The 11,982-nt window shown below is 71.1% G+C and carries 10 protein-coding genes; 4 read left to right on the top strand and 6 right to left on the bottom strand.

Translation table 11 applies throughout. The features are described 5' to 3' along the window. Window positions 1-184 precede the first annotated feature (184 nt). Window positions 185-526: a hypothetical protein gene (locus STRTU_RS34875; protein WP_174879018.1), complete on the bottom strand. Its 342-nt coding sequence runs from the start codon at window positions 524-526 to the stop codon at window positions 185-187. A 185-nt stretch (window positions 527-711) separates the two neighbouring features. Here STRTU_RS34875 and STRTU_RS34870 point away from each other — a divergent pair, with 185 nt between their 5' ends. Next, complete coding sequence (locus STRTU_RS34870; RefSeq protein WP_159749319.1) at window positions 712-2,169, top strand: amino acid permease; 1,458 nt, start codon at window positions 712-714, stop codon at window positions 2,167-2,169. Here the strand turns inward: STRTU_RS34870 and STRTU_RS34865 are convergent. The 3 genes from STRTU_RS34865 to STRTU_RS34855 form a co-directional block, all read right to left on the bottom strand. Beyond that, a complete protein-coding gene (locus STRTU_RS34865) occupies window positions 2,100-2,345 on the bottom strand; it encodes a LuxR C-terminal-related transcriptional regulator (protein ID WP_246241710.1) in 246 nt (81 codons plus the stop codon). The genes STRTU_RS34870 and STRTU_RS34865 overlap by 70 nt on opposite strands. Window positions 2,346-2,617: 272 nt before the next feature. Further along, window positions 2,618-3,298 (bottom strand): response regulator transcription factor, encoded by a 681-nt coding sequence (locus STRTU_RS34860; RefSeq protein WP_159749930.1) that lies wholly within the window; start codon window positions 3,296-3,298, stop codon window positions 2,618-2,620. Window positions 3,299-3,380: 82 nt separating this feature from the next. Further along, entirely contained in the window at window positions 3,381-4,622 is a 1,242-nt protein-coding gene (locus STRTU_RS34855) for a sensor histidine kinase (RefSeq protein WP_159749317.1), read from the bottom strand. A 140-nt stretch (window positions 4,623-4,762) separates the two neighbouring features. On the opposite strand from STRTU_RS34855, the gene STRTU_RS34850 reads away from it, so the two are divergent. From STRTU_RS34850 to STRTU_RS34840, 3 genes are all read left to right on the top strand, one after another. Beyond that, on the top strand, window positions 4,763-5,956 hold the full coding sequence (locus tag STRTU_RS34850) for a serine hydrolase domain-containing protein (protein WP_167539292.1): 1,194 nt from the start codon (window positions 4,763-4,765) through the stop codon (window positions 5,954-5,956). A gap of 63 nt (window positions 5,957-6,019) precedes the next feature. Next, window positions 6,020-7,153 carry a serine hydrolase domain-containing protein gene (locus STRTU_RS34845; RefSeq protein ID WP_246241626.1) on the top strand — a complete coding sequence of 378 codons (1,134 nt, stop codon included), beginning with the start codon at window positions 6,020-6,022 and terminating at the stop codon, window positions 7,151-7,153. A 437-nt stretch (window positions 7,154-7,590) separates the two neighbouring features. Beyond that, a complete protein-coding gene (locus tag STRTU_RS34840) occupies window positions 7,591-8,907 on the top strand; it encodes a M64 family metallopeptidase (protein WP_246241625.1) in 1,317 nt (438 codons plus the stop codon). A 141-nt stretch (window positions 8,908-9,048) separates the two neighbouring features. On the opposite strand, the gene STRTU_RS34835 is transcribed toward STRTU_RS34840, so the two are convergent. Both STRTU_RS34835 and STRTU_RS34830 read right to left on the bottom strand, forming a co-directional pair. Beyond that, the gene (locus tag STRTU_RS34835; protein WP_159749313.1) at window positions 9,049-10,056 is read right to left on the bottom strand and encodes an NADP-dependent oxidoreductase; all 1,008 of its coding nucleotides are present in this window, start codon (window positions 10,054-10,056) and stop codon (window positions 9,049-9,051) included. An 87-nt stretch (window positions 10,057-10,143) separates the two neighbouring features. Then, on the bottom strand, window positions 10,144-11,673 hold the full coding sequence (locus STRTU_RS34830) for a sigma-70 family RNA polymerase sigma factor (protein ID WP_159749311.1): 1,530 nt from the start codon (window positions 11,671-11,673) through the stop codon (window positions 10,144-10,146). Between the last annotated feature and the right edge of the window lie 309 nt (window positions 11,674-11,982).

Raw genomic sequence — 11,982 nt, 5'->3', positions numbered from 1 at the left:
CCAGCCGACGGTCCGGCGTACCTCGGGGACGGCCCGGCGCATCTCAGGGACGGCCCGGCGGCAGGCCGACGACCGGACCGCGGGCCCCGGACAGCATTGAGGGGTTCGGCAGCCCCACAACTGCCGAACCCCTCCGCGAGGGGGACCCGCCGGTCTCCCTCGTGTCACTCAGCCCTGCGTCGCGCTATGCCGTCTCATGACTGTTGTTGCCATTGATCTTCTCGATCGCCTGCCGTGCCTGTTCCTGCGGGGAGCGGGCGGGCAGCGGCGACACCGTCGTGGACGCCACGGCGGGCTGCTGCGCCCGCTCCTGCGGCATGGCCTTGGCGTGGGCGGCGGGCGGCCGGATACGCAGCCGATGACCGGCGGCCTCGTCCAGGGTCACCGGACGTTTGAACCGGGCAGCCAGCCGGGCGGCGTCCTGACCGAGCGCGGCGACGTCCTCCCACTGCAGGCGCACCACCAGAGAAACTTCGGCGTCTCCGTCCGGCAATGCCTGCAGCTGCGGGATACCCGGGTCAGTCATGCTGCCTCCTCACCTCGTGGACCGGTGCCTCAGGGGACACGGTTATGGAGAGATACGCAGTGCGGCCCGCTGCTGTTCAACCGCGTCCGGACGAGTCACTCGGGAGCTCGGCCCCCGGCTACCCGTGAGGTCCGCTTCCCCGCCCCTGGGATCACCACCGCCCCCTGACGAAGAGAGCCTTCACCATGACGTATCGGCTTCCACCGTCCTCGCCACGTCCCACCGGGAACGAGGCATCCTGCCCGGAGGACCCCGGTCCCGAGCACCTCCACCGCGGCCTTCAGTCCCGCCACATCCAGATGATCGCGATCGGCGGAACCATCGGTGTCGGACTGTTCCTCGGGTCCGCCGGGGCCCTCCACGAAGCCGGTCCGGGCCTGCTGTTCAGCTATGCGCTCGCCGGTGTGGTCATCTTCTTCGTGATGCGGGCCCTGGGTGAACTGCTGGTGTACCGGCCGGTGTCCGGTTCGTTCGCCACGTACGCGGAGGAGTTCATCGGCAACTGGGCCGGGTTCGCGACCGGCTGGAGCTACTGGCTGATGTGGGTCGTCACCGGCACCGCCGAGCTGACCGCGGCCGGGATCTACGTACGGTACTGGTGGCCCCAGGTGCCCCAGTGGCTGCCGGGTCTCATCGCTCTGGCGATCCTCGGCGTGGCCAATCTCGCGGCGGTCCGGCTGTTCGGCGAGTTCGAGTTCTGGTTCGCCCTCATCAAGGTGCTGACCATCGTCCTCCTGCTGGTCATGGCCGCCGCGATCCTGATCTTCGGCTTCGGCCCCCTGGGGAATTCCGCGTCCCTGAGCAATATCTGGACGCACGGCGGCTTCTTCCCGCACGGCATGGCCGGACCGCTGCTCGCCCTCCAAGTGGTGGTGTTCGCCTTCGTCGGAGTCGAACTGCTCGGTGTGACCGCCGGTGAGAGCAAGGACCCCGAGAAGACGCTGCCCACCGCCGTGCGCCGGGTAGTCTGGCGGATCGGGCTGTTCTACCTGGGCGCCCTCGCCGCGGTCCTGGCGCTGGTCCCGTGGAACCAACTCGATCCGCGCGTCAGCCCGTTCGTGCTGGTCTTCGCCAAGGTCGGGATTCCCGCGGCGGCCGGTGTGGTGAACCTGGTGGTGCTCACCGCGGCCCTGTCGTCCTGCAACAGCGGGGTGTTCTCCACCGGCCGGATGCTGCTCACCCTGTCCCGGGACCGGCACGCACCGGCCGCGTTCGGGAAGGTCAGCCGGAGGGGCGTACCCGCCGCCGGCATCCTCGCGTCGATGTCCGTCCTGCTGCTGGGGGTGGCCGCGAACTACTTCGTTCCGGAGAAGGCCTTCGCGTACGTCACCAGTGTGGCGACCGTGGCCGCCGTGTTCACCTGGGGGATCATCGCCTCGGCGCATCTGCGCTACCGGGCGGCCGTCCGCGCCGGGCGGCTCCGGCCGGTCGCCTTCCGTATGCCGTTGGCCCCCGTCTCGAACTACTTCGTGCTCGCCTTTCTCGTTCTGGTACTCGTCCTGCTCGCATTTGACGCCGAGAGCAGAGTCGCGCTGTACGTGGCGCCGGTCTGGACGGCGATCCTCATGGCCGGCTACTTCGCCACCCGTCGCCGCCGGGCCGCCGGCTCCCAGGACGGACCGTCCGACGAGCGGCTCCCGTAGGCGTCGCGGAGCGGGTGGCCGGGCGGTCGGCCCCGAGGGACTACGGCGGCGACGGCTATGCCACGGCGTGGAAGAGTGCCGCCGCCGCGCCCCCGTGACTCGACGCCCGGTTTGGTGAGGATCTTCGCGACATGGAACTTCACCGTCGACTCGCTGATGTGGAGTTCCTGGGCGATCGCCCGGTTGCGGTGCCCGAGCGCGAGCCGGGCCAGTACCTGTAGCTCCCGCTCGCCCAGTGCGGTGAGGGGGTCGGGGGCCTAGCACCATAGTCGGCGATTCGGCCAACCACTCACATTCGCACACCTGTTGCGACGACCACTAGAACCGAGGTTGTCGGGGCCTTCGTTCAGCCCGGTGAGGCCGGGCGGAGGATACGAGTAGCTGCGGAGTTACGTCGCGGCCGGTACTGAGTAGCCTGCGGGCGACCGCGAAGAGGGGCAGAAGCCGGTCAGCCGGCGAAGCCCGGGACCACCAGGCCGGACTCGTACGCGATCACCACCGCATGGGTCCGGTTCTGCGCGCCGAGCTTGGTCAGCACGTTTCCGACGTGGGTCTTGACCGTCTCCAGGCTCACCGTGAGGGACTCCGCGATCTCCGGATTGGAGAGCCCGGTGGCCATCAGGCGCAGCACCTCCTCCTCCCGGCCGGTCAGGGCGGCGTGCGGCAGGGCCTGGGCGGAGCCCAGCGGGCGGGCGGCGACCATGCGGCCCAGTGCGGCCGGGAAGAGGACCGCTTCGCCCGCCGCCACCACCCGGACCGCCTCGGCGATCTGACGGACCGGGAGGCGCTTGAGGACGAAGCCGCTGGCGCCCGCGCTGAGGGCGGCGGTGACGTAGCCGTCGTTCTCGAAGGTGGTGATCACCACGACCTTCGGCGGGTCGGCCGCTTCGGCCAGCAGTTGGCGGGTGGCCTCGATCCCGTTGCGACGCGGCATCCGGACGTCCATCAGGACCACGTCCGGCCGCAGGCTCCGCGCCCGTTCGACCGCCTCGACGCCGTCGGCGGCCTCGCCGACCACCGTGATGCCCGGCTGTGCGGCGAGAAGCATGCGCAGGCCGCTGCGGGTCACCTCCTCGTCGTCCGCGATCAGGAGGGTGACGGCGGGGCCGGTGACAGGGGGGAGGGCCACGGCTTCGCCCGCGTCGGAACCACTCACGCCGACACCCGTACCGGCAGCCGCAGGGCCATGCCTTCGCCCGCGCCGGATCCACTCACGCCGACGCCCGTGCCGGCAGCCGGACGGCCAGCCGCCAGTGCTGCGTCCCGTCCGGGCCGGCCTGGAACTCACCGTGCAGCAGCCGGACGCGCTCGGCCAGTCCGGGCAGACCGTGGCCGGAGGTCGGGAAGGCCCCCGGGGCCGGGCCCGTCCGTGCCCCGATCCGGTTGACCACCGTGAGATCCAGTCCGTCCGGCCCGGCCGCCACCCGGGCCACGATCGGGCCGCCCGCCCCGTGGCGCAGCGCGTTCGTCAGCCCCTCCTGGAGGATCCGGTACGCCGCCCGGGAGAGCGTCCCCTGCACCTGCGCCAGGTCGCCCGACAGCTCCGGTTCCACCACCGCGCCCGCGTGCCGCAGGCGGTCCAGCAGCTCGGGGAGGTCGGCCAGGGTCCGGGTCGGCGCCGTCCCCGACTGCTCCTCGCGCAGCACTCCGAGCACGTAGTCCAGGTCCTCCAGCGCGGCCCGCGTCGACTCCTCGATGCTGCGCATGGCGGCCCGCGCCGTCGCCGGGTCGGCGGAGAGCGCCTCGCCCGCCACCGCCGCCTGGATGGTGGCCGCCGTCAGCGTGTGCCCGATCGAGTCGTGCAACTCGTGGGCAATCCGGTTGCGTTCAGCCAGCAGCTGTTCCCGCTCGGCGGCCAGCGCGAGCCGTTCGGCCGCCGACGGCCCCAGCAGCCGTGGCGCCGCCCACCGCAGGGCCTTCGTCACCAGTACGCAGATGGCTACCGCCAGCAGGATGCACACGGCCGCCACCACCCAGCTCCACCCGCCCGACACCCGGACCGACGCGCCGAACAGACTCGCCCGCGCCTCGGCGCCGAGCCAGTTCCCCGGCAGGGAGAGGCCCATGATGAACAGCACCCCGCTCGCCAGCGCCCCCGTCCAACCGATGGCCACGTGCAGCACCAGCCAGAGCGGGGTCCGCCAGCGGTCGAGGCCGAGTGAACCGGAGGGCCGGCGACCGGCCACCGGATTCGGCAGCGGCACCCGCAGCAGCCGGCGGGCCGACACGACCAGCACCCGCCGTACGGGGCGCGCCAGGCCGACCACGCCGACCAGTACCGCCCAGACCAGCAGGACCAGGACGATCTGCACGCTCTCGGAAGCGGATCGCCACGACAGCGCCGGCAACAGGGCGAAAGGCAGCAGCGGAAGGCTCGCCAGCGCGCCGCAATAGGCGAACAGCACACCCGCATACGTGGAGCCGCGCAGCAGCGGCCGAATTCCCCTGATCATGGACGACAGTATCGCCGGGCAGCCCCCCGGCAGCCTCCCCCGATCGGGGGAGCGATTTCTCCCGCCTTCCCGCGATGCGGTCAACGGGCCCTGGAAACCAGGATCGTGCCTCGACCAAACGATTCCCCAGGAGTTGACTTATGCGTGCTCAGACCCGGCAGGGCCTTCGTTCCTCGACCCGGCAGCAGGGCGGCAGACAGCGACGAGCCGTGTCGGCCGCGGCCGCGGTGGCCATCGGCGTCATGACACTGGGCGCCCTCGCCCCGCCCGCCGCCTCCGATTCCGCCGCCTCCGCTGCTGCCGCAGCCAGGCCGGACGCCGTCCAGCAGGCCCTGAACACGCTGGTGCGCGACGACGGGATGCCCGCCGCGCTGGCGAGCGTCCAGGACCGGAACGGCCGCATCCGCACCTACACCGCAGGAGTGGGCGACCTGACCACCGGCTCGAAGGTGCCCAGGGACGGCCAGGTACGGATCGGCAGCAACACCAAGGCGTTCACGGCGGTCGTGGTCCTGCAGCTGGTCGGCGAAGGGAAGATCGGCCTCGACGCCACCGTCGACACCTACCTGCCCGGCCTCGTCCGCGGAAAGGGCATCGACGGGCGCCGCATCACCGTCCGCCAGCTCCTCCAACACACCAGCGGACTCCCCGAGTACGGCATCCACGTCGACGACGACGAGATCAGGAACCGGTACTTCGAGCCCCGCGAGCTGCTCGACATCGCCCTCCGGTACAAGGCCGACGCGGCTCCGGGGACGACGTGGGGGTACAGCAACACCAACTACGTCCTGGCCGGCCTGATCGTCCAGAAGGTCACCGGCCGCCCCCTCGCCGAGGAGATGGACCGGCGCATCATCAAGCGCATCGGGCTGCGCCACACCTACTTCCCCACCCCCGGCAAGATGACCATCCGAGAGCCGCACCCCCAGGGTTACCACCGCAACCCGGCGGACGGACCGCTGCGCAACTTCACGGAGATGGACCCCTCCATGGGCTGGGCAGCAGGCCAGTTGATCTCCACCAACTCCGACCTCAACCGCTTCTTCACCGCGCTCCTCGCCGGCCGCCTCCTCCCGGCGGCCCAGCTCGCCGAGATGCGCACGACCGTCCCCGCCGGGACCTCCGGCCTCCGTTACGGGCTGGGGCTCACGAGCAGGCCGCTGTCGTGCGGCGGCGTCTACTGGGGCCACGGCGGCGACATCGCGGGATACGAGACCCGGGGCGGTGTCACCGACGACGGCCGCGCCGCCAACGTCGCGGTGACCAACATTCCGACGGACGAGGCAGCCACGCAGCACGTGAAGGACGCCGTGGACAGGGCCCTGTGCGCCTGAATCACGCACCCGGCAACCCGGCAAACCCGAACAACGGTCCAACGATTCCTCAGGAGTTGACTCATGCGTGGACAGACACGGCAAGGGCTTCGCTCGCCGGGCCGGCAGCAGGGCACGCGGCGACGGGCCCTGCCCGCCGCGGCCGCGGTGGCCATCGGCGTCATGACACTGGGCGCCCTCGCCCCGCCCGCCGCCTCCGCCACCAGGCCGGACACCGTCCAGCAGAGCCTGAACGCGCTGGTGCGCGACGACGGGATGCCCGCCGCGCTGGCGAGCGTCAAGGACCGGAACGGCCGCATCCGCACCTACACCGCAGGAGTAGGCGACCTGACCACCGGCTTGAAGGTGCCCAGGAACGGCCAGGTACGGATCGGCAGCAACACCAAGACCTTCGTCGCGGTCGTCGTCCTCCAACTCGTCGCGGAGCGGCGGGTGCACCTGGACGCCTCCGTCGACACCTACCTGCCCGGCCTCGTCCGCGGAAAGGGGATCAACGGGCGCCGCATCACCGTCCGCCAGCTCCTCCAACACACCAGCGGACTCCCCAACTACAGCGACCACCTCGGGGAGGACGTCCGGTACTACACCCCCCGCGAACTGCTCGCCACAGCCCTCCAGCACCCGGCCGACTTCGCCCCCGGGACGAGTTGGAAGTACAGCAACACCAACTACGTGCTCGCCGGCCTGATCGTCCAGAAGGTCACCGGCCGCCCCCTCGCCGAGGAGATCGACCGGCGCGTCGTCCAACGCGCCGGGCTGCGCCACACCTACTTCCCCGCCCCCGGTGACGCGAGCATTCGGGAGCCCCACCCCCACGGCTACTACCGGGAATCGGCGGACGTGCCGCTGCGCGACATCACGGAGACCGACCCCTCCTGGGGCTGGGCGGCAGGCCAGATGGTCTCCACCGGCTCCGACCTCAACCGCTTCTTCAGCGCACTCCTGGCCGGCCGCCTCCTGCCGTCGGCCCAGCTCGCCCAGATGCGCTCCACCGTCCCCGCCGAAGCGACCTTCGGCCCCGGCGCCCGCTACGGACTTGGACTGGAGGGCGGCGGTGGCTGCCAGGGCCGCGGAGCCGAGCACAGCCAGGGCGACGCGCGAAGCGTTACGGAACATCGATCCTCCTTGGAGGACGCCGCTTTCGGGGCGTCCAAAAACCGGACTCGCGGCCGGTTTGGACGGGCCCCCACAGAGTGACCGCCCGTCATGCCTTGGCGGAAGAAATGCCCTTTGGTGTGACAAAACACGGACATACGCAACCGCACCACGCCAGGCGCGTACACCCCCGCGCTCGGCCCACCACCCGCAACACCCCCTACACGCATCCCCGTACGTCCCTGCGGAGTGCGGGTCATCCGGCGAATCGACCGTCCGGTGGGGCGTGGACCGATTCGATTCGCCCACGTCCCGTGCCAGATAAGGACGTTGATCTGAAGGGACGACTCCTTACCGTCTCCCGGTGACCCGAACTCACCAGTCCGGAGCGCCACTCGGGCACCATCCGTTGCCTGGAGCCCCCGGAGCACTTACGTTGAGCGCGCCTGAATTCGGCTCAACCCGCCGCCTCTGCGGCGGGCTTGCTTCGGGAGGAACCCCCCATGCGCAGAAACACTTCCGGCCATCACCGCAGACGTATGTCTCCACGCATACGCACCGCGGTGTCCGTCGGCGTCGCGGCTGTGGCGGTGGCCACTACGGCCGCCGTGGCCACCGCTGAAGGTGCGAGCCCGACCCCGCCTGCCGGCCCCCGCACCCAGCACGTCGAGTACTTCAACGGCGCGGACGGCCACCCACGGCGGACCACCGTCCCGGCCTCGAAGCCGCTCGCCCCGTCCGAGAAGGCCGCGATTGCCGCCGGCACCGCGGGCGACGGCGATGTCACCTCGATCGTGCAGAGCGGCCCGGTCAACTCCAAGCTCGATGTGGTCTTCATCGGTGACGGCTACACCGCCGCCCAGCAGGAGGACTTCCACTCCGACGTCCGTGCCAAGTGGGCCAAGATCTCCGCCGTCGAGCCGTACGCGACCTACCGCGGCCTGTTCAACGTCTGGGCCGTCGACGCCGTCTCCAAAGACTCCGGCGTCTCCGGTGACCCGACGCAGGATGTGGTCCGCAACACCGCCTTGAACTCCGCGTTCTTCTGCGACGGCACCGAGCGGCTGCTGTGCGTCGACACCGGCAAGGTCGAGTCGTACGCCGCCAAGGTCCCGGCCGCCGACCTCGTCGTGGTCCTCTCCAACTCCGCCAAATACGGCGGCGCGGGCTACAACGACGTCTCCTCGCAGGTCGGTTACGACGGGATCGCCACCGCCTCCTCCGACAACGACCAGTCGGACCAGATCGCGGTCCACGAAACCGGTCATTCGCTGGGCAAGCTCGCCGACGAGTACGACTACGGCCAGTCCGGCACCTACTCCGGCCCCGAGCCCGCCGACGCCAACCTCAGCACGCTCTCCGCCGACCAGATGACCGCTCAGCAGAAGAAGTGGTACCGCTGGATGGGCCAGCAGTCCCCGGACGGCGGCGCGGTGGGGGCGTTCGAGGGCGGCGGCTACTACCAGTACGGGCTCAACCGCCCCACCGAGAACTCGATCATGCGGACCCTGGGTCAGGAGTTCAACCTTCCCGGCCGTGAGGCGATGATCGCGGGCTTCTACCGCTATGCGAGCGTGCTGAGCAGCCCGGTCTCCACCCACCACGCGGTGTCCCGCGGGACCCGGATCCGGGTCAGCGCACCCGCCTCCGCGCAGCTGACGTGGTCGGTCGACGGCCGCGAACACAAGGCCGCGCGGGGCAAGTCCTCGATCGTCCCGCGCGCCCTCGGCGTCCCGGCCGACGGCCGCCCCCACACGGTCACGGCACGGGCCATCGACGGTACGAAGGCAGTCCGCGACCCTGCACTGCGCAAGCTGCTCTCCCGCTCACTGACCTGGCACGTCGCGCCCCAGTAAGCCCCTCCCGCTTCACGCACACCGCCCCGGTCACCGGGCGGGCCGGTCGACGCGCCCGGCCGGTGACCGGGGCAGGCGTCTTCTCCAGCGGCCAGCGGTGTCGGCGGCCGGTGCGGTCAGAGGCGCACCACCGTCTTTCCGTCAGAGGCGCACCACCATCTTTCCGGTGTTCCGGCCGTCCATCAGCCCGAGGAACGCGTCCACCGCGTGGGCGATGCCGTCCTCGACGGTCTCGCGGAAAGTGATCTTCCGTGCGGCCAGCCAGCCGCCCATCTCTTCGGCGAACCGCGGCCGGACACCCGCATGGTCCCCGACCTCGAAACCACGCAGCGTGATCCGCTTCTTCACCAGCTCGACCATGTTGCGCGGCCCCGGCGCTGGTTCGGTGTCGTGGTACCCGGAAATCGCTCCGCACAGCGCGGCCCGGCCGTTCAGCTTCAGCGCGTCGATGGCGGCTTCCAGGTGGTCTCCACCGACGTTGTCGAAGTAGACGTCGATACCGTCCGGGGCGGCCTCGGCGAGCAGTTCGCGCACCGTGCCGGTCTTGTAGTTGAAGGCGGTGGTGAAGCCGAGTTCGCCGGTCAGATACTCCACCTTCGCCGCGGAACCGGCGCTGCCGATCACGGCCTTCGCCCCGCGCAGCCGCGCGATCTGCCCGGCCAGGCTGCCCACCGCTCCGGCTGCGCCGGAAACGAAGACGGTGTCCCCGGCGCGCAGGTCCGCGATCTCGGTCAGTCCGACGTAGGCGCTCAGTCCGGGCATCCCCAGTACGCCGAGGAACGCGGAGTCCGGTACCCCGTCGACACGCCGCAGTCTGGTGAAGCATCCGGCCGGCGCGACCGCGGCGGTGCGCCAACCGAGGTCGCTGAGGACCAGGTCCCCCGGCGACAGAGCGGACGCCCGCGAGGCGACCACTTCCCCGACCGCGCCACCCGTCATCGGCCGGTCCAACCCGTAGGCCAGGCTTCCGGTCTCCGCGGGGTTCATCAGTGCCCGCATATACGGGTCCACCGAGAGGAAGGTGTTGCGGACCCACACCTCACCCTCGGCCGGTGCCGGCAACTCCCGCTCCACGAGCCGGAAATCCCCCGGCACCGGGCGCCCCACGGGGCGCGCGGTCAGCTGCCACTCCTGCACGGTGTCGGTCATGCGCTGTGCTCCTTGTGTGCCACGGACTGCTTCTCCGTAAGGGTGCAGCGCTGCCGGGGCACCGGGAATTCCACTCGGCCGCGGAGGTCAGCGTGGTGCCGCCAGATCCTGGGTCCACCAGGGCCCGCCCGCGCCCTCGACGATGCCTATTCCGACTTCCGTGAAGGTGCAGTTGAGGAGGTTGTCGCGGTGCATGCGGTCGCCCATCCAGTCGTTCACCACCGCGGCGGCGGTCCGTGGGCCGCGGTGGAGGTTCTCGCCCCAGCTGCTCCAGCGGTAGCCGGTGGCGGTGATGCGTGCGTCGGGGCCGGTGCCGTCGGGGGCCTGGTGCTCGTAGTAGTGGCGGGCCGCCATGTCGGCGGAGTGCCGCTGCGCCGCGGTGTGCAGCCGCTGGTCGATGCGCAGCGGCCCGCAGCCGGCCTGCGCCCGCCGCTGGTTGATGAGTGTGGTGGCCTGCTCTTCGAGGTCGGGCGGAGTGGCCGAGGGGGTGGGGGTCGGTGATGCGGAGCGTGTGGGGGGCGCGGTCTTGGAGCGCGACGGGGTCGGAGTCGGGGTGGGCGTGGGGGTGGGGCGTGGCGACGGGGTGCGCGAGGCCACGGGGCGGGTCGCCTTCGGCTCGTTCTTCTGCTTGTCCGGGGGTGTGCCGGGAGACCACCACCACACGGCGGCGCCGACGGCCACCACGAGGGTGGCGGTGCCCGCGACGACCGGGCCCGTCTTGCTCCGGGGCGGGCGCTGCGCCACGTGGTGTGAGGCACCGGAGGTGTGCTGCGGGGGTGCCGAGGCCGCCTGCGGGGGTGCCGAGGCCGCCTGCGCGGTCGCGGCGGCAGGGGCGGGCAGGACGGTTTCCGGAGTGAGATGCGAGGGCAGCGGCAGCAGGGCGAGTCCGACCAGCAGGCCCTCGGCGGGCAGCAGACCGTCCCAGTGCCCGGCGCAGTCCCTGCACTGACGCGCATGGCGGGCTATTCGCTTGCGCCACAGGGGGCAGGGTTCGTGGTCCCAGGTGGCCGTGAGCTCGGACAGTTCGGGGCAGAGCGGCGTGGCCGAGAGTGCGCGGACCACGACGCGGCCGGCTTCGAGCTGTTCTTTCATGCGCTGCACCCGGACCGCCGCATGGCGGGAGTCGATCCCGATGGCGGCGACCAGCTCCGGCCTGGTGATCTCGCCGGCCGCCTCCAGCCACCACAGGGACAGCAGCGCCCGGTCCCGCTCGTCCAGCCAGCGGGTGGCCGCGGCCACCTCACGGCGCTGGCCGGACAGTCCCAGTTTCAGGATGGTCAGGTCCACGAAATCGGCCGAGCGGTCGGCCCGTTCCTGCGCTTGCTCCAGGCCGACGAGGGGCACCTTGCGGGCGGTGGTCCACCGGCGGCGTACCTGGTTCATCGCGATCGCCACGAGCCAGGAGCGGAAGGACGCCGGCTCCCGCAGGTCGGCCAGCGACTCCAGGACGCGCAGCATGGTCTCCTGCACCACGTCGTCGACGTCCGCATGGCCGTCCAGCGCCCGTCCCACGACGTTGTAGATCAGTGGCAGGTGCGCGGCGACCAGCTGCTCCCGGGCCTCTTCGTCCCCGGCCTTGGCTGCCTCGACGGCCACCGTCCCGTTTTCCTGCTTCACGCCTCTTCGTTCCTGTTCCTTCGTGCGTACCCGTGGCCCCCGCTCACCGGAGATCTCGCGCGCTCGCCCCGATAACAGAAACCTACGTGGGTCAGGAAAAGCCTCGTTGCCCGGCCCGTTGCCCGGCCCGCTCCCGTGCCGCGCTCCCGGTGCCGCGCACCCTTCACGCCGTCCGGGATCCGGCCGGCTGACGGACCGCGAAAAAAGTTTTCGCGCTTTTCGTTATCGGGTGCCGGGCCCGTGCTCTCCCATGTGTCGGCCCGCGAAGACACCGGGTCCCCCCAGGCTCCGCGGGCCGACGCCTCGCTA

Source organism: Streptomyces tubercidicus (assembly GCF_027497495.1).
GTDB classification, from domain to species: Bacteria; Actinomycetota; Actinomycetes; order Streptomycetales; family Streptomycetaceae; genus Streptomyces; species Streptomyces tubercidicus.
Note: the sequence above shows the minus strand (reverse complement) of the source record. Positions and strands in the feature narration are given on the sequence as shown.